At 71.1% G+C, this 17,042-nt stretch carries 17 protein-coding genes; 10 read left to right on the forward strand and 7 right to left on the reverse strand.

The genetic code is table 11. The features are described from left to right. On the reverse strand, positions 1-687 hold a 687-nt coding region (locus KME77_RS21785; RefSeq protein WP_219470650.1), incomplete at its 3' end, for a histidine kinase. 156 nt (positions 688-843) lie between these two features. Between KME77_RS21785 and KME77_RS21790 the strand changes: the two genes are divergently transcribed. Then, positions 844-1,767: an alpha/beta fold hydrolase gene (locus KME77_RS21790; protein ID WP_219470652.1), complete on the forward strand. Its 924-nt coding sequence runs from the start codon at positions 844-846 to the stop codon at positions 1,765-1,767. On the opposite strand, the gene KME77_RS21795 is transcribed toward KME77_RS21790, so the two are convergent. After that, on the reverse strand, positions 1,761-3,929 hold the full coding sequence (locus KME77_RS21795) for a DUF6351 family protein (RefSeq protein WP_219470655.1): 2,169 nt from the start codon (positions 3,927-3,929) through the stop codon (positions 1,761-1,763). The genes KME77_RS21790 and KME77_RS21795 overlap by 7 nt on opposite strands. 148 nt (positions 3,930-4,077) lie before the next feature. On the opposite strand from KME77_RS21795, the gene KME77_RS21800 reads away from it, so the two are divergent. The 6 genes from KME77_RS21800 to KME77_RS21825 all read left to right on the forward strand — a co-directional run bounded on the left by KME77_RS21800 (position 4,078) and on the right by KME77_RS21825 (position 8,300). Then, the gene (locus tag KME77_RS21800) at positions 4,078-5,250 is read left to right on the forward strand and encodes an AI-2E family transporter (RefSeq protein ID WP_219470657.1); all 1,173 of its coding nucleotides are present in this window, start codon (positions 4,078-4,080) and stop codon (positions 5,248-5,250) included. Positions 5,251-5,422: 172 nt separating this feature from the next. After that, a complete protein-coding gene (gene dut, locus KME77_RS21805) occupies positions 5,423-5,863 on the forward strand; it encodes a dUTP diphosphatase (protein WP_219470659.1) in 441 nt (146 codons plus the stop codon). Between the two features lie 18 nt (positions 5,864-5,881). Further along, positions 5,882-6,520, forward strand: coding sequence for a DUF3710 domain-containing protein (locus tag KME77_RS21810; protein ID WP_308250818.1), 639 nt, complete (start codon positions 5,882-5,884; stop codon positions 6,518-6,520). Positions 6,521-6,548: 28 nt separating this feature from the next. Beyond that, positions 6,549-6,935 (forward strand): OB-fold nucleic acid binding domain-containing protein, encoded by a 387-nt coding sequence (locus KME77_RS21815; protein ID WP_219470660.1) that lies wholly within the window; start codon positions 6,549-6,551, stop codon positions 6,933-6,935. 4 nt (positions 6,936-6,939) lie between these two features. After that, entirely contained in the window at positions 6,940-7,611 is a 672-nt protein-coding gene (locus tag KME77_RS21820; RefSeq protein WP_308250819.1) for a DUF3159 domain-containing protein, read from the forward strand. A 98-nt stretch (positions 7,612-7,709) separates the two neighbouring features. Next, positions 7,710-8,300 (forward strand): Uma2 family endonuclease, encoded by a 591-nt coding sequence (locus tag KME77_RS21825; RefSeq protein WP_219470680.1) that lies wholly within the window; start codon positions 7,710-7,712, stop codon positions 8,298-8,300. A 35-nt stretch (positions 8,301-8,335) separates the two neighbouring features. Here the strand turns inward: KME77_RS21825 and KME77_RS21830 are convergent, their stop codons facing one another. Both KME77_RS21830 and KME77_RS21835 read right to left on the reverse strand, forming a co-directional pair. Continuing rightward, complete coding sequence (locus KME77_RS21830) at positions 8,336-8,995, reverse strand: potassium channel family protein (protein WP_219470662.1); 660 nt, start codon at positions 8,993-8,995, stop codon at positions 8,336-8,338. Beyond that, positions 8,995-9,660 (reverse strand): potassium channel family protein, encoded by a 666-nt coding sequence (locus KME77_RS21835; protein WP_219470664.1) that lies wholly within the window; start codon positions 9,658-9,660, stop codon positions 8,995-8,997. Before KME77_RS21835 ends, KME77_RS21830 begins: the two co-directional genes overlap by 1 nt. A gap of 138 nt (positions 9,661-9,798) precedes the next feature. Here KME77_RS21835 and KME77_RS21840 point away from each other — a divergent pair, with 138 nt between their 5' ends. Next, entirely contained in the window at positions 9,799-11,844 is a 2,046-nt protein-coding gene (locus tag KME77_RS21840; RefSeq protein WP_219470667.1) for an APC family permease, read from the forward strand. Positions 11,845-11,869: 25 nt separating this feature from the next. Beyond that, positions 11,870-13,120, forward strand: a complete 1,251-nt coding sequence (locus KME77_RS21845; RefSeq protein WP_308250820.1) for a class I SAM-dependent RNA methyltransferase — start codon at positions 11,870-11,872, stop codon at positions 13,118-13,120. Here the strand turns inward: KME77_RS21845 and KME77_RS21850 are convergent. After that, the gene (locus tag KME77_RS21850; RefSeq protein ID WP_219470668.1) at positions 13,110-14,084 is read right to left on the reverse strand and encodes a P-loop NTPase family protein; all 975 of its coding nucleotides are present in this window, start codon (positions 14,082-14,084) and stop codon (positions 13,110-13,112) included. The two genes, KME77_RS21845 and KME77_RS21850, sit on opposite strands and share 11 nt — an antisense overlap. Positions 14,085-14,204: 120 nt before the next feature. Here KME77_RS21850 and KME77_RS21855 point away from each other — a divergent pair, with 120 nt between their 5' ends. Further along, entirely contained in the window at positions 14,205-14,678 is a 474-nt protein-coding gene (locus KME77_RS21855) for a hemerythrin domain-containing protein (protein WP_219470670.1), read from the forward strand. A 653-nt stretch (positions 14,679-15,331) separates the two neighbouring features. Here the strand turns inward: KME77_RS21855 and KME77_RS21860 are convergent. Together KME77_RS21860 and KME77_RS21865 are read right to left on the reverse strand one after the other, a co-directional pair. Then, entirely contained in the window at positions 15,332-15,961 is a 630-nt protein-coding gene (locus KME77_RS21860; protein ID WP_219470672.1) for a response regulator transcription factor, read from the reverse strand. Next, a partial coding sequence (locus tag KME77_RS21865) for a sensor histidine kinase (protein WP_219470675.1) occupies positions 15,958-17,042 on the reverse strand: 1,085 nt, incomplete at its 5' end. The genes KME77_RS21865 and KME77_RS21860, both read right to left, overlap by 4 nt.

Consider the following 17,042-nt stretch of genomic DNA (forward strand, 5'->3'; position numbering starts at 1 on the left):
GCGGAGGGTCGGCCAGCGGGCCGTCCGCAGCTGTCCCGCCGCCTGCCTGGTCGCCTCGTCGGCGGCGGTCAGCTGCAACGCCCCGGCCTGCAGCACCATGACGCTCACCCGGTGGCTCACCACGTCGTGGATCTCGGCGGCCAGCCGCAGCCGCTCCTGCCTGCGGGCCCGCTCGGCACGCAGGTGGTGGTCGCGCCTGGCGCGTTCGGCTCGTAGCACGACGTACCTGCCCAGAACGGCGGGCGCGACCACCAGGACGACGACCGTGCCCGCGACGGCGACCGCGCGGGACGAGGGCGGCGCGCCCAGGAACGCGACGGCGGCCACCACGACCAGCGGCGGCCACGCGAGGCGCCGGTCACGGGCGAAGGCCGCCACGGCGTACGCGGCGAAGGGGACGGCCCCCGGCAGCAGCGTGACCTCCGGCTCCAGGCGGGTTCCCGGCAGCGGCCCCGGCCACACCCGCGCCGCCGCCACCAGCGTGAGGGCGAGCACCACCATGAGCCAGGCGACCGCGACCGGCGCCCGGCGGCGGAACCACAGGGCCGCCGCGCCCGCCGCAGGCAGGCAGAAGACGACGAGGTCGTACGGCTCACGGACGACCGGGACCTGGGTCACCGTCCCGGTCACGGAGAGGACGCCGGCCAGGATCACCACGACGATGTCCACGACCCGCTCGCGTCCCATGGCCAGACCATAACCGCCGCCGTCCGGCGGACGGCCGAGGCGGAGCGAAAACCCTACTTAAGTAGTACCTACCAGGTCCTTCGCGGCGCTTCGGGGAGCGCGAATCCCGCCTTCGTCCGCTTCCGGCGGCGAACGGCGCCGGGCTGGAATCGGCTCATGCTCACCAGACGAACACTGCTGCTCGGCTCCGCCGCCGCCGTCGTCGCCACGTCGCTCGGCGGCTGCGCGGAAGGCCCGGCCGCATCCCGGCCGGAGGTCCGGACGGGGTACCTGCGGGTGCCGGGGGCGCGGCTGTACTACGAGACGCGGGGCTCCGGCCCGCCCCTGCTGATGATCCACGGCGGCGCGACCGACGCCGGCTCCTTCGCCGCCACGGCACCCGAACTGGCCGCGCACTACACGGTCATCACCTACGACCGCCGCGGCAACTCCAGGAGCCGGCTCGACGGGCAGCCCGCCGACCTGCGGCTCGACCGGCAGGCCGAGGACGCCGCGCTGCTGGTCGAGGCGCTGGCCGACACGCCGCCGCACGTGTTCGGCAGCAGCGGAGGGGCCATCGTCGCGCTCGAACTCGCCACCCGCTACCGGGACCGGCTCGGCACGGTGGTCGCGCACGAGCCGCCGGTGCCGGCCGTGCTCGCCGACGCCGCGGCCCAGCAGGCGAAGTACGAGGCCGTCCACCGGACCTACCGCACGAGGGGCGTGCAGGCGGCGTTCGAGCAGTTCATGACCATCGATCCGGGCCAGGACGATCCGGCGGCGGACGGCGACTACCCCGCCGACCCGGGGTTCGGCGGCCGCGTCGAGGGCAACCGGGAGTTCCTGCTGGCCCACGAGATGCTGCCGTTCACCCGCTACCGTCCCGACCTCGCCGCGCTTCGCGCGAAGCTGCCCGCGCTGGTGCTCGGGCTCGGCCGGTACCGGGCCGAGGTCGCCACCCGCGTCGTCCTGACCCTGGCCGACCGGCTCGGCACCGAGGCGACCCCGTTCCCCGGCGACCACACCGGCTACATGTGGCGCCCCCGGGAGTTCGCCCAGGCGCTCCACGCGACTCTGACCCGGCCGGGAGGAGGTCAGTAGTCGCAGACGCCCGACGGGAAGATCGCCTCAAGGCGCGCCCGCTCCGCCGGCGACGGCCGCCACGCCCCGTACAGGCCGCGCGCGATCGCCCTGGACACCGGCTGCAGCCGGCACTTGTAGACGTTGCCCTGAAGCGGCCCGCCCGCCACCACGCGCGAGGTGTCGTAGACGGGGAAGCGCGCCGTGCAGGCCCCGGCCGCGTGCCGGTCCAGGATGCCGTCCCACACGCGCGGGCCCGCCGCGATCTCGGAGCCGTCCGTGGCGAAGCAGCGGTCCACGGCCTTGGCCGGCTTGTTGCCCGCGACGCCGCGCCACGGACGGGAGCGGATGTTGGCCATCCACTCGTCCATCACCTGCAGCGCCTCGGGCGTCTGGTCGAAGGCCGGCCCGTCGGGGCGCGCGTCGGTGAACCAGATGACCTGGTTGCTCGCGTTGCCGTCGTAGTCGAGCATCCGCTGCCGCGACACGAACGACTGGCGCGAGTTGTGCATGTCGAGCTGGTCCTCCAGGTAGTGGCGCCAGTCGATGACCGGGATGGCGATGTCGCCCCTGAACACCAGCCCGCTGCGCTCCACGTTCTTGATCGCGATCGGGTCCCCGGCGCGCCGGGGCGCGGGGTCGCCGGTGGTGATGTTGCGGGCGCTCCACGGGTCGAACTGGGCCGCGTCCTGGCAGGCCGCGGCGACGAACGGGCAGCCCTCGGCCACCATGTCCGCCGCCTCCTTCCAGCCGCCCGCGCGCGCGTTGACGTCCAGGAACTCGGCGGCCGTGATCACGCCCTTGACCAGCGCGGACAGGCCGTACTGCACGCCCACGTTGTCCCACGTGGAGCGGGCGTAGCCGTCGGGGCCGACGCCGTACACGTTGCGCAGGTCGTCCCAGTGCGTCCACTGGACCGTGTCCTTGACGCCCGGCGGGTCCATCTTGGCCCACTCGGCGTCGTTGTTGGAGGTCCACAGCGGGTTCATGGTCAGCGGCGTGAGCCCGCGCCAGCCCCTGACGCACTCGTCGGAGCCCTTCTTGCCCGTGTACGGGTTGTCGACGGTGTCGCTGGCGTTCATGCCGATCAGCGCGCTGCGGGAGTCCCAGGAGGCCCAGCGCGGGTTGTGGTCCATGTAGTTCTCCAGCAGCTCACAGTCGCCGACGTGGATGGTCTGGGTGACCATGTCGGGATAGGAGTACTGGGGGATCGCCGCGTCGATGACCTTGGTGCCGTAGTTCTGGGCGTACAGGTACTGCTGGATCGCGCCGCCCGAGCCGCCCATGCCGACCGTGTAGAGCGGCATGCCGTACTGCTCGACGAAACGCTCCTTGAGCATCAGCGCCGTCTCGCCGCCGACGATCAGGTTGTAGTGCGTGCTGGTGCGGGTGCCCGAGGAGTGCAGGATCGCGTAGCCCTTGCCCAGCCCGTACGAGTCGAGCGCGCTGCCGCCGAGCTGCCCCTGGTCGTGCCCGATTCCCACGCCGCCGTCGAAGCGGTAGACCGCCCGGCCGTTGTAGCCGTCCTCCAGCATCGCGATCGAGTACAGGAACCGGTTGATCACCCCGCGCTCGCGGCGGATCACGAAGTCGACCGTCCTGCCGTCGAGCGTGGTCGTGGTCGACATGTCGGCGGGGCGCTCGGCGGGCATCGTCTTGAACGTGCCGGCGGTCGAGCGGTAGAGGCGCTCCTTCAGCACGGGGGCGAAGCAGTCCCTGCTCCAGCCGCCGTTGGTGCGGTAGCCCTGCCCCTCCTGGTTGTCGGCGACGGGCGCGCCCAGGCCGGCGCGCTCGGTCTTGCATAAGAAGGGGTACTGGTGCGGCCCCGAGAAGATCGGCCCCCCGATCGGGTGGTTGCGCAGCCTCAGCGTCTCCTTGAACGGGCCGGCCTGGGCCTTGATCGTGTTGTCGCCCTCGTACAGGCCGCTCACCAGGCCGGTGAACGACTCGCCGCCGGGATCCGCCTTGAAGACCGAGGTGACGTCCTCGCCGTTGCGCAGCACCTTCAGCCGCACGCCGCGGCTGACCCGTACCCTGACCAGGGCGTCGCCGCCGCTCACCTGGTCGGCGCGGCTCGACAGAACGTCCAGCGCGGGCGCGCCACGTTCGGCGAGGGCCGGTGTGGGTACGGCGACGAGGCATGCGACCGAAGCGACGACCACCAGAGCCTTCACGCACTTCATGGGGCAACGGTGACACGCGATCATGGCCTTGCACAGACCCGGACAGCTATCAAGCGCCGGCCGGTCATGCGCCCGCCCCGGCGCGTGACTCCCGCAGGGGCCGGTTAATCGTGCGCATCCAGTCCGCTGACGTGCCAGTCTTGAACACGTGCTGAGCGACCGCCCCACCAAACTCGTGCCACCCGTGCTGGCGAAGATGGCCGCGTGGTGCCTGTGCCTGATCCTCGTCGGCGTGGTCGTGTACTTCTTCGTCCTGGCCATCGCGCGGCTCAGCTTCGTCGCGCTGCCGGTCGCCATCGCGCTGCTGCTGACCGCGCTGCTGTTCCCGCTCACCAACAGCCTGCGCCAGGCGGGGATGCGGCCCATCTACGCCACCTGGATCACGATGGTGGTCGCCCTGGCCGTGCTGGCCGGCACCGGCTGGCTGGTCGGCGCGCGGGCCACGGAGGAGTTCCCCAACCTCGTCCAGCAGGTCCAGACCACCGCCCGCACGGTGCAGGAGTGGCTGATCACCGGGCCGCTGCACCTCAAGGAAGCGCAGATCACCAGCTACGTCGACGAAGTCGCGACGATGGTCAACGCCCAGCGCACGGCCATCACCAGCACGGTGCTGACCGCCGGGGCGGTGGCCTTCGAGGTGCTCGCCTCGCTGGTGCTGCTGCTGTTCGTCACGTTCTTCCTGCTCAAGGACGGCGACCGGATCTGGTCCTGGTTCCTCAGGGGCTTCGGCTCGATGTCGCCGCGGGTCGACCGGGCCGGGCGCGCCGCCTGGGCCACCTTGTCCCACTACGTGCAGGGCACGGTCGCCGTGGCCGCCGTCCACGGCGTGATCATGGGCATCGTGCTCGCCGGGATGGGGGTGCCGCTCTGGGCGCCGCTGGCGGTGCTGATCTTCTTCGCCAGCTTCATCCCGATCGTCGGCATCTTCTTCGCCGGCACGGTCGCCACCCTGGTCACGCTCGGCGCGCAGGGGCCCGTGTACGCGCTGATCTTCGTCGGCATCCTGATCGTCGAGCAGCAGCTGGAGAACCACGTGCTCCAGCCGCTGATCGTCGGCCGGGCGCTCAACTTCCACCCGCTGGCCATCATCCTGGTCCTGGCGGTCGGCGGCATCCTGGCCGGGATCGCGGGCGCGGCCGTGGCCGTGCCGGTGGCGGCGGTGATCTACCGGGCGCTGCCGGAGCTGCGGCACCAGCGACCCGCACTGCCCCCGGCCCCCTCACCGGACGCTCCCGGGCCGCCACCGCCCGGCCGGTCCTCACCGCGGATCTCGCGGACCTCACCGCCCGCCGAGGGCGGCGCGACGGCGGGCACCGAGTAACCTCGTCACCCGTGACCACCGCGCCGCCCCGGAGGTTCGGGCGCCTTTCTCCCTTTCTCACCGGCACGACACTCCACCCTCGCGCCGGGTGCGGCGATAGCACGCGCGAGAAGGCGTACCTTGAGGCTGGGAGGCGCATCACCGCCGCGCACCACGACCGTGAGGTGAACTCTTGACCGACGTGCAGGTCCAGATCCATCGGCTCGACGACGGGCTTCCGGTGCCCTCCTACGCCCGTCCCGGCGATGCCGGGGCCGACCTCTACGCCGCGGCCGAGGTCGAGCTGAAGCCCGGCGAGCGGGCCGTGGTCCCGACCGGCGTGGCGATCGCGCTGCCCGACGGGTACGCGGCGTTCGTGCACCCACGCTCCGGCCTGGCCGCCAGGCACGGCGTCACGCTGGTCAACGCGCCGGGCACGATCGACGCCGGCTACCGCGGCGAGATCAAGGTGACCATGATCAACACGGATGCCAGGGAGCCCTTCCTTGTGCGCCGCGGCGACCGGGTGGCCCAGCTCGTCGTGCAGCGGGTCGAACGCGTGGCGTTCGCCGAGGTGGAGGGGCTGCCGGGCTCGGTGCGCGGCGCGGGCGGTTTCGGATCAACAGGACGTTAACCAGGGAGAGTGAGCACAGTGTTCCGACGTCGCCGTCGTGAGCAGCCGGACCAGGTGGCGGAGCAGGACGCCGCCGCGCCGACGCGGGAGTCCGGCCCGTGGGACGCCGACGAGCCCCACCCCGACACCGACCGCATCGACCTGGGCGGGCTGCGCCTGCCCCACAACCCCGACTTCGACGTGCGGCTGGCCTCCGTGGGCGACCAGCACGTCGGCGTGGTCGTGCTGTACGAGGAGAGCTCGCTGCAGCTCCAGGCCCTGGCCGCGCCCAAGACCATGGGGCTGTGGGACGAGGTCAGGTCCAAGATCAAGGGCACCGCCACCGACCTCACCGAGCGGGAGGGCCCCTTCGGCCCGGAGCTGACCGGCGAGATCAGCAACGACGGCCAGACCCGCAAGGCCCGCTACATCGGCATCGACGGCCCCCGCTGGTTCCTGCTGGCGATGATCAGCGGCCGGGCGGCGCTCGACGAGGCCGTGGCCGGCGCGTTCCTCGACTTCGTCAGGGACGTCGTGGTCGTGCGCGGCACCGAGCCGATGGCCCGCGAGGAGGCCATCACGCTGCGCCGCCCCAACGAGCAGCAGTCGGCCGAGACGAACGAGCCGCCGGCGCTCAACCCGTTCAAACGCGGTCCGGAAATCAGCGAGATTCGCTGACGGCCTCCATCACATAAGCTGAGTCATCATGAGTACGGCAGAGCCTCCGAAACGCGGGGGATTGCGCGGGTTCTTCAGTCGGCTGGCCTCCACCCAGTCCGAGATCGAAGCCCAGGAGCTGCGGGAGGACGCCGACGAGGTCGGCGCCACCCCGATCGTCTCGTGCGGAGGCCGCCGCCGCTTCTGCGTGGCGGGTACGCTACGTACCGTGACACTGCGTCCGAGGGGCGGCGCCCCCGCTCTGGAGGCCGAGCTGTACGACGGGTCCGACGTGATCGACCTCGTCTGGCTCGGCCGCCGCAAGATCGCCGGCATCGAGCCCGGACGCATCGTCAAGGCCGAGGGCCTGGTCTCCATGCAGGACGGGCGCAAGGTGATGTTCAACCCCCGCTACGAGCTGCGCCCAGGGAGCTGATCAGGTGAGTGCTGAGGCGGAAGAGGTCGCCCACGAGACCGTCGAGGCAGCCGTGCGAGCCCAGCTCGCCAAGGCCTTCGGCGGTGTGCGCGGCATCGTCGAGGCGGCGGTGCCGACCATCGCGTTCACGCTGACGTGGATCATCACCGAAGAGCTGAAGACCTCGCTCATGGTGAGCATCTCGCTGGCGGTGCTGCTGCTGCTGGTGCGGATCGTGCAGAAGTCGACGCCGCAGTTCGTGATCAACAGCCTGATCGGCATCGCGATCGGCGCCTTCTTCGCCAGCCGCTCCGGCGACGCGAAAGACTACTTCCTGCCCGGCATCCTGTGGAACGCCGGCTACTCGGTGGCCATGCTGCTGTCGATCGTCACCCGCTGGCCGGTGGTCGGGTTCCTCATCGGCTCGGTCACCGGCGACCCGACGGCCTGGCACAAGGACCCGGGCATCGTCCGGCTGTGCTCCAAGCTGACCTGGCTGCTGCTGATCCCGTGCGTGGTGCGGGTGGCGGTGCAGCTTCCGGTGTGGCTGTTCGGCGGCGGCGACGAGGCGGTGGCGGCGCTCGGCTTCGCCAAGATCGTCATGGGCTGGCCGCTGCAGGTGGCCGCGCTGGGCGCGATGCTCTGGGTCCTCGGCCGCGGCCGCACCCCGATCAAACCACCGGTCGCCCCTGCCTGATTGTGTTGGGATGTTCACCCGGCGTGAAGGCCGGAAGTTGGTAACGTGGAGCCATGACGGCCGAAGCGGTGATCTACCAAGAAGAGGTGAGCTTTGAGATGGAGCCCCCCTCCTCACTGCCCGCCTGGGTCTTTCCGCCGCCGGAGGGCTTCGAGGCTCAAGATCTCGATCACATTCCGGATTTGCCTGCGCACACAGAGTTGATTGATGGAAGCTTGGTCTTCGTGAGTCCTCAACTCGTCTTCCACGCGCAGGCGATCGATCTCCTCCGCATGGCGCTCAAACGGTGTGCCCCGAAGGAGTTCAAGGTGCGGCGCGAGGTGAGCGTCATTCTGGAGGCCGGGCAGCGTCCGGAGCCCGACCTCAGCGTCGTCAAGGCCGACGCCGCGCACGGTGACCTCAGCAAGACCTATTACGAGGCGGGGGACGTCGTCCTGGTTGTCGAGGTGGTATCCCCCGAGTCCAGGATCCGGGACCGCGTCCGCAAACCGCAGCTGTACGCTGCGGCGGGCATCCCGCACTTCTGGCGAGTGGAACGCGACACGCACGGTCCTGTCGTTTATGTCTATGAGCTGGACCCTGCCACTGGAAGTTATGTCCCGACGGGCATACACCGTGACAAGCTGAAACTGGCCCTCCCCTTCGACATCGACGCCGACATCGACCTGGCCTCGATCGAAGACTTCTGACCGCCGTGTGGGGTGACCCCACACGGCAAGAACGGTCAGTGCTGGGAGAGCAGGTGGGCCAGCTCCTCCTCGACCTCCTGGCTGGCCACGAACAGCAGTTCGTCGCCCGCCTCCAGCGGGTCGTCGTCGGTCGGGACCAGCACCCGGCCCTCGCGCAGGATCGCGACCAGCGCCGAGTCGACCGGCCACGGCACCGAGCCCGCCCGCTGGCCCACCACCGGGGCGTCGTCGGCGAGGGTCAGCTCGACCAGGTTGGCCTGCCCCTGGCGGAACGTCATCAGCCGCACCAGGTCGCCGACGCTCACCGCCTCCTCCACCAGCGCGCTCAGCAGGCGCGGCGTCGAGACGGCCACGTCCACGCCCCACGACTCGTTGAACAGCCACTCGTTGTTGGGGTGGTTGATGCGGGCCACCACGCGCGGCACCCCGTACTCGGTCTTGGCCAGCAGCGAGACCACGAGGTTGACCTTGTCGTCGCCGGAGGAGGCGACCACGACGTGGCAGTTGTTCAGGCCCGCCTCGTCGAGCGAGGCGATCTCGCAGGCGTCGGCGAGCAGCCACTCCGCCCGCGGCACGCTGTCGATCTTGATCGCCCTGGGGTCGATGTCGATGAGCAGGACCTCGTGGCCGTTCTCCAGCAGCTCCGCCGCGATGGAGCGGCCCACGGCCCCCGCACCGGCGATGGCGACGCGCATCAGTGGTCCTCTTCCGGTGCCGCGGCCAGCACCTTGTTGATCCGGTCCATGTCGTTCTCGGCGGCGACGACGTGCAGCACGTCGCCCTCCTGGATCACGGTGTCGTCGGCGATGACCAGGGCCTCACCCATGCGGTTGATGTAGGCGGCGCGGGTGCGGGCGCGGGACTCCAGGTCGAGGACGCGGGTGCCGATCCACGTGGAGTTGACGGTGACCTCGGCCAGGACCACGGTGCCGGTCGGGTCGCGCCAGAGCGGCTCGGCGCCCTCGGGCAGGATGCGGCGCAGGATCTGGTCGGCGGTCCAGCGCACGGTGGCCACGGTCGGGATGCCGAGCCGCTGGTAGACCTCGGCCCGGCGGGGGTCGTAGATGCGGGCCACCACGTTGTCGACGCCGAACGTCTCGCGCGCCACCCGCGCGGAGATGATGTTGGAGTTGTCGCCGCTGGAGACCGCCACGTACGCGGCCGCGGTCTCGATCCCCGCCTCGGTGAGCACGTCGCGGTCGAAGCCGACCCCGGTCACCCGCCGCCCGCGGAACCCGGCGCGCAGCCGGCGGAACGCCTGAGGGTCACGATCGATGATCGCGACCGAGTGGCCGTTGTCCTCGAGGATGTGCGCCAGGGTCGAGCCGACCCGGCCGCATCCCATGATCACTATATGCATTCTCCCCCGCACTCCGCGGTCGGCTCTTCTGCTCGCTTCTAGTATGGCGGGAGTAACGAACACCCCGGTGCTACCCCTAGGCTTGACGAGGGGGAGCACCCGGCTGCGGTGCCGAGACATGGAATAGCATCAGGTCACGTGGCGAAGGTAACGGATCTTGTCAAACGCGTGCTCGTGGGCAGGGCGCTGAGAAGCGGCCAGCTCCACGAGCAACTGCTGCCCAAACGCATAGCCCTGCCGGTCTTCGCCAGCGACGCGCTGTCCTCGGTGGCCTACGCTCCGCAGGAAATCCTGGTCATCCTCTCGCTGGCCGGCGTCTCGTTCTACTCCTACAGCCCGTGGGTCGCGCTCGCGGTCGTGGTCGTGATGCTCACGGTCGTGGCCTCGTACCGGCAGAACGTGCACGCCTACCCCAGCGGCGGCGGCGACTACGAGGTCGCCACCACCAACCTGGGCAAGAACGCCGGGCTCACGGTCGCCAGCGCGCTCATGGTCGACTACGTCCTGACCGTCGCCGTGTCGGTCGCCAACGGCGTCGACTACGTGGGCGCCACCATCCCGTTCGTGGGCGAGCACAAGCCCGCCGTCGCCATCGTGATCGTGGTCCTGCTCACCGTGGTCAACCTGCGCGGCCTGCGCGAGTCGGGCGCCGCATTCGCCATCCCGACATATGCGTTCATGGCGGCGGTGCTGCTGCTGATCGCGTGGGGCGGTTTCCGGCTGCTGGTGCTCGGCGACGAGCTGCGGGCGCCCAGCGCCGGCTTCACCGTCGACGCCGAGATGACCAACCTGACGAGCTTCGCCGCCGCGTTCCTGATCCTGCGGGCCTTCTCCTCCGGCTGCGCCGCCCTGACCGGGGTCGAGGCGATCAGCAACGGCGTGCCCGCCTTCCGCAAGCCCAAGAGCAGGAACGCCGCCACCACGCTGCTCATGATGGGCCTGGTCGCGATCGTCATGTTCAGCGGCATCATCGCGCTCGGCCTGGCCTCCGGCGTGAAGGTGGCCGAGCCGTCGGTGGTGGCCACCGACCTGCACCGGGCCGACGGGCAGCCGGTCGGGCCCGGCTACTACCAGCAGCCGATCATCTCGCAGGTGGCCGACGCGGTCTTCGGCGGTGGGTCGCTGCCGTTCATCGTCATCTCGGCGGTGACCGCGCTCATCCTGTTCCTGGCCGCCAACACCGCCTTCAACGGCTTCCCCGTCCTCGGCTCGATCCTGGCCCAGGACCGCTACCTGCCCCGCCAGCTCCACACGCGCGGCGACCGGCTGGCCTTCTCCAACGGCATCGTCATCCTGGCCCTGGGGGCGTGCCTGCTGCTGTGGGGGTTCCAGGCCGACGTCAGCCGCCTGCTGAACCTCTACATCGTCGGCGTCTTCGTCTCCTTCACGCTCAGCCAGACCGGCATGGTCATCCACTGGACCCGCCACCTCAAGACCGAGACCGACCCCCGCACCCGCCACCAGATGCAGCGCTCACGCGTGATCAACTTCTTCGGCGGCATCATGACCGGGCTGGTGCTGGTCGTGGTGCTGCTGACGAAGTTCATGGTCGGGGCGTGGATCGTGTGCTTCGCGATGCCGGTGCTGTTCCTCATGATGAAGGGCATCCGGCGCCACTACGACAACGTGGCCGCCGAGCTGGAGGTCAACGAGGAGATCGACGAGTCGATGCTCCCGGCGCGCAACCACGCGATCGTCCTCGTCTCCAAGATCCACAAGCCGACGCTGCGGGCCCTCGCGTACGCGCGGGCCACCCGGCCCTCCACGCTGGAGGCCGTCACCGTGGGCGTGGAGGGGATCGAGGCGCGCCAGCTCCAGGAGGAATGGGAGCGCCGCGGCATCCCGGTGCCGCTGAAGATGCTCGACTCCCCGTACCGGGAGATCACCCAGCCCATCCTCGACTACGTCAAGACGCTGCGGCGGCGCTCGCCCCGCGACGTGGTGACCGTCTTCATCCCCGAGTACGTGGTGGGGCACTGGTGGGAGCACCTGCTGCACAACCAGAGCGCGCTCAGGCTGAAGGCCCGGCTGCTGTTCAAGCCCGGCGTGATGGTGACGAGCGTGCCGTGGCAGCTGCACTCGTCGCTGCGGCTCGGCAAGCGGCCCGAGCCCTTCGCGCCCGGCGCCTCACGCCGGCCCCGGCAGCAACGGCCGCCCAAGGACCGCGAGGTCAAGACGCCCTGATCCGCGCGGGGCATAGGGTAGCCGTGTGGAACAGGCATCTCTGGAGCTGACGGTAGGTCCGGTCGCCCATGGCGGCTGGTGCGTGGCGCGCCACGAAGGGCGCGTGGTCTTCGTACGGCACGCCCTGCCGGGCGAGCGGGTGCTCGCCCAGGTCACCGAGGAGACGACCCGTTTCCTGCGGGCCGACGCCGTCGAGATCCTCGACCCGTCGCCCGACCGCGTCGTGCCGCCCTGCCCGTACGCGGGGCCCGGCCGGTGCGGCGGCTGCGACTGGCAGCACGCCACCCTGGAGGCGCAGCGCGGCCTGAAGTCGGCCGTCGTCGCCGAGCAGCTGGCCAGGCTCGCCGGGATCGAGCGCGAGGTCGTGGTCGAGGAGCTGCCGGGGGCCAAGGACGGGCTCGGCTGGCGCACCCGCGTGCAGTTCGCCGCCCGGCCCGGCGGGGAGCTGGGGTTCCGCAGGCACCGCTCCCACGACATCGAGACGGTCGACGCCTGCCTCATCGCGCACCCCGAGGTGGAGGCGGTCGGGGCCGAGCTGCGCGCCTGGCCGGGCGCCTCCGCCGTCGAGGTGATCGCCTCCTCGGCCGGTGACCGCGCCGTCGTGGTCCGGCCGCGGCCCAGGCGCAGCGTGACCGTCCCCGACCTGGACGCCGGCTCCTCGATCCTGGTGGATCAGGGCAAGGGGCACACGGCGCCGCGCAGAGGCTCGGGAGTGCTGCGCGAGCAGGTCGAGGACCGTGAGTTCCGGGTGGCCGGCAGCGGCTTCTGGCAGGTGCACCCGGGGGCGGCCGAGACGCTGCTGGACGCCGTCCTGTCCTACGCCGCCCCCGAGCCGGGGGAGTGGGCGCTGGACCTCTACTGCGGCGTCGGGCTGTTCGCGGCCGGGCTGGCGGAGGGCGTGGGGGCCGAGGGGGCGGTGTTCGGGCTGGAGTCGGAGTCGGCGGCGGTCCGCGACGCCCGCGCCAACCTGCGCGACCTGCCCCAGGCCCGGGTGGAGCGCGGACGCGTGGAGGAGGCGCTCGACCGCTTCCAGATCGAACGCGCCGACATCATCGTGGTGGACCCGCCCAGGGCCGGGCTCGGGCGCGAGGTGGTGGACCGGATCGCCTCGCTGGAGGCCACCCGGATCGTGTACGTCTCGTGCGACCCGGCCACGCTGGCCCGCGACCTGGCCTGGTTCGGCGACCACGGCTACCCGCTGACCGACCTGCGCGCCTTCGACGCCTTCCCGATGACCCACCACGTGGAGTGCGTGGCCCTGCTGGTCAGGCGGTAACGGCTGGAACGGGACGGCACGCCTCACCTGTGAAGGGGCATCCGGCCCCTGGTGAGGAGTTTCCGACCATGCGCAGACAGTTGGGCCGAGCCGTGACCGTGCTGGCCTTGCCGATCCTCGGTCTTGCGGGCACCGCCGCCGCACACGCCGACACCACCGACCCGGCGGACACCGGCACGGTCGTCATCACCGGCACCGGCGGCGGGGACGGGACAGGACCCAAGATCGTCGTCAGCGGTCCCGGTCCCGGTGACGGTTCCGGGCCGAAGCTGACGCTCGTCACCGGGGACGGCGGCGGGGGTGGCGGCGGGGACGGGTCGCAGGAGATCGTCGTCTCGGGTCCGGGTCCGGGTCCTGACCCCGGGCCGCGGGCCGCGTAAGCCGCCTGCGCCGGGTTTCGTGGAGCGGGAGGCGCGGGCTGTCCGGCCTCCCGCTTCTGCTCCCGCTGCCGCTTCAGCTCCTGCTTCAGCCAGTTTCGCGCCTCGCGGGCGGTGCGGAGCCGGATCACCCGTACGTCCGGGTGGCGCTCGGCGCGGGCGGCCGTCTCACGCCTGCGCCGCCCGTGGTGCCGCCACGCCCAGCGGACCGGGTGGTCGGGCTCCAGCCAGTCGCGCCACGCCTCCCGGTTGCCGTTCCACAGCTCCCGCCCGCTGACCGCGCGCGCCACCGACCGGCGCACCACCCGCCACATCACCGTACGGCGCGGCAGATCCAGCCACACCACCGTGTCGGCCCGCTCCCACAGCAGGTCACCCAGCGCGCGATGGTACTGGTCCTCGCTCACCCAGCGCCCGCCCCGGCTGAACCCGTCCACGTCCGACTCGAACTCCGGCCGCTTCACCCACCCGGGGCCGTGGTGCAGCGCGTCGAGCTCGTGGCGCGGCAGGCCCAGGCGCTCGCTCAGCTTCCTGGCCAGCGTCGTCTTGCCCGCTCCCGAGATGCCGCTGACGATGATCCTGTTCACCCTTCCAGTGTGTCGGAGGCCGCGCCCTGCCCGTCGCGCCTTATGTGTCCCCCTGGTCGCGACGTACCCGGGAGGCCATTTGTCACGCTCGGTCCCCGTACACGCTCTAATGGAATGACCATGAACCCACCCACCCCACCGGACGGCCGCCTGACGGCGTTCGGCAACCAGCTGATCGAGGTGCATCTCTGGCTCCGGGAGGAGCTCGCCCGGCTGCGCGACAACCCCGCCGCGGGGACGCGGGAGCTGCGGGCCCACTGCCTGGCCTTCTGCGCGGCCGTGACCAGGCATCACACCGGCGAGGACCGGACGGCCTTTCCGGCTCTGGCCGGGCAGTTCCCCGAGCTGCGGCCGGTGCTGGAGGAGCTCGCCCGCGACCATGAGCAGGTCGCGGCCATCATGCGCGACCTGGGCGACGTGCTGGACCGGCCCGGAGGCGATCCTGAGCGGGTGCGGACCGAGATCGACAGTCTGGCCGCGTTGCTGGAATCCCATTTCGTGTACGAGGAGAAGCGGATCGTCACCGCGCTCAACGCTCTGTCGGCTCCGGGGTGGCGCGCCTCCGTCCCGGCCTTTCTGGAGAAGGAGGACTAGGAGTTTCTTGTCATCCGCCGGCGCTTCGCCCGTGCCGGGGACGGAAAGCCCTGGGGAAAACCCTTGTTTCGCGGGCGGCGTTCAAGTCTGTCGGCCGGGAGGCCGGCAGGCGACGGAACGGCATGTAACAAGAAGGAACGCCATGACGGGTAAACCTTCGAGAGAGGAAGCACATGTCACTCCGAAACGTCCTGGCGGGACTGGCCGTCGCGGCCATGGCACTGGGGGGCGCCGCCGCGCCGGCGGCGGCTGCGGTCACTCAGTCCTTGGACAGCGAAGAATTCGAAGGCCTGGGGATCGCGTCCCACCCGGCACAGGCCATACAGGCGGCCCGCGCCCAGGCTTTCGCCCTGGCCAAGAGCGCGGGATACATCGCATTCCACTGCACTCCCATCGACTCGAGCATCGAGCACCAAGAGTGGGGGCCCTGGACCGCGACGTTCACGATCTCGTGTAGCTGAGGTCCGGCTCGATAAGAATGAGAAACGCCAACGGGTATTGATGATCAGTCGCCGCACAAGACATCAGCACCCTCCCCCGTCGCCCTCGCTCTTGCACACCGCCACGTTCAGGGCCTGCATGGGGCCGCTGCGAGCAGCACACGCCGTCGGGTGTGGAACCGGCCCGATGGAGGAGGACCTTGTTTGTGGGGGTTACAGCCAGCCCATGCGCTGGGCGGTGCGGATGGCCTCCAGGCGGTTCTGGGCGTTGAGCTTGGTCATCGCGCTCGACAGGTAGTTGCGGACCGTGCCCTCCGTCAGGTGCAGCTCCGAGGCGATCCTGGCGATGGGGGCGCCGTCGGCGGCGAGCTGGAGGGCGTCGCGCTCGCGTTCGGTGAGGGGGCTGTCGCCGGCGGCCATGGCGGCGGCGGCGAGCTCGGCGTCCAGGTAGCGGCCGCCCGACTGGACCTTGCGGATCGCCATGGCCAGCTCCTCGGCGGAGGCGTCCTTGCCGAGGAAGCCGCTGACGCCGGCGGCCATCGCGCGGCGCAGGTAGCCAGGGCGGCCGAGGCTGGTCAGGATGACGATCTTGCAGTGGGAGCTGATCTGCTCGGCGGCGCTGAGGCCATCCATGCCGGGCATCTCGATGTCGAGCACGGCCACGTCCGGGCGGTGCTGGAGGACGGCGTCGAGGACCTCGTCGCCCCTGCCGACCTGGGCGACGACCTCGATGCCGTTCTCCAGGTCGAGGAGGGCGGCGATCGCGCCGCGGATGAGGTGCTCGTCGTCGGCCAGCAGCACCCGCGTCGTGGCGCCGCCCCCAGCGGCGGGGACGGGGGTCATGCCGGCACCGCCGCTCGCAGCAGGTACGCGCCCTCAGCCGTGGGAGCGGCCGACAGCGTGCCGCCCGCGGCGCTGACGCGCTGGGACAGGCCGCCGAGCCCGTCCGGCGCGTGGTCGCCCACCGGCCCGTCGACCCCGTCGTTGGTCATCTCCAGCACTCCGTCCTCGATCGTGATCGTGCATCGCCCGGCCTTGCTGTGCTTGAGCACGTTGGTCGCGCCCTCGCGTACCACCGTGGCCAGCAGCGTCCGGGTCTCGGCGGTCAGCGAGCCGGTGTCGGCGCGTACGGTGCAGCGTACGTCCGCCGCCTCCAGCACGGCCCGCACGCTGGCCAGGACCTCGTCCAGGTCCAGGGCCCGGTAGCTCTGCACGGCGGTGCGCACCTCGCGCAGCGCCCGCCGGGCCAGGTCACGCGTCTCGAACATCTGCGCCGAGGCCGCCGCCGGATCCCCGGCCAGCGTGCGCGAGGCGGTCTCCGCCTTGGCCGAGATGTCGGCGAGGTTCTGGCCGAGCAGGTCGTTCAGGTCGCGGGCGAAGCGCAGCCGCTCCTCCGACACCGCCAGCCTGGCCCTGGCCTCCTGGCCCTCGTGGGCGTCCGTGGTGACGCGCCACAGCCACAGGTTCGCCAGGATGCCGCCGGTGATGATGGCGGTGAGCACCGCCTGCATCAGGACGACCGTGAACGAGAACCCGCTGACCAGCGTGACGTACGCGTTGACGACCGCGATCGAGGTGAAGGTCAGCACGTACAGCGTCCGCCTGCGTACGAACGGCGCCAGCATCCCCAGCCACACCGGAACGACCCAGATCAGCGGGAAGACGGACAGGAGCAGCGTGATCACCGTGGCGGCGACCAGGATGCCGGTCGGCCGGGGGCCGCCCCTGATGGCGATCCTGATCGGGCGGGTGGCCAGGACGAGCAGCGCCAGCAGCAGGACGGCCCCGGTCAGGACGACGAGGGCCGGCACGTCGTACGTCTGCCAGCGGACGTACAGGTCGAGGAAGCCGAAGCCGCCGAGGATGTTGGCGCTGTCGGAGGAGTAGGCGATCACCCAGCGGACCTTGTCCAGGCGGGGGCTGC

The organism is Nonomuraea rhizosphaerae (assembly GCF_019396405.1).
In the GTDB taxonomy this organism is placed as follows: Bacteria; Actinomycetota; Actinomycetes; order Streptosporangiales; family Streptosporangiaceae; genus Nonomuraea; species Nonomuraea rhizosphaerae.

Coding starts and splice junctions, on each gene's coding strand:
- KME77_RS21790 (WP_219470652.1), top strand. CDS start 844: ATGCTCACCAGACGAACACTGCTGCTCGGCTCCGCCGCCGCCGTCGTC.
- KME77_RS21795 (WP_219470655.1), bottom strand. CDS start 3,929: ATGAAGTGCGTGAAGGCTCTGGTGGTCGTCGCTTCGGTCGCATGCCTC.
- KME77_RS21815 (WP_219470660.1), top strand. CDS start 6,549: ATGAGTACGGCAGAGCCTCCGAAACGCGGGGGATTGCGCGGGTTCTTC.
- KME77_RS21825 (WP_219470680.1), top strand. CDS start 7,710: ATGGAGCCCCCCTCCTCACTGCCCGCCTGGGTCTTTCCGCCGCCGGAG.
- KME77_RS21830 (WP_219470662.1), bottom strand. CDS start 8,995: ATGCGCGTCGCCATCGCCGGTGCGGGGGCCGTGGGCCGCTCCATCGCG.
- KME77_RS21835 (WP_219470664.1), bottom strand. CDS start 9,660: ATGCATATAGTGATCATGGGATGCGGCCGGGTCGGCTCGACCCTGGCG.
- KME77_RS21855 (WP_219470670.1), top strand. CDS start 14,205: ATGAACCCACCCACCCCACCGGACGGCCGCCTGACGGCGTTCGGCAAC.
- KME77_RS21860 (WP_219470672.1), bottom strand. CDS start 15,961: ATGACCCCCGTCCCCGCCGCTGGGGGCGGCGCCACGACGCGGGTGCTG.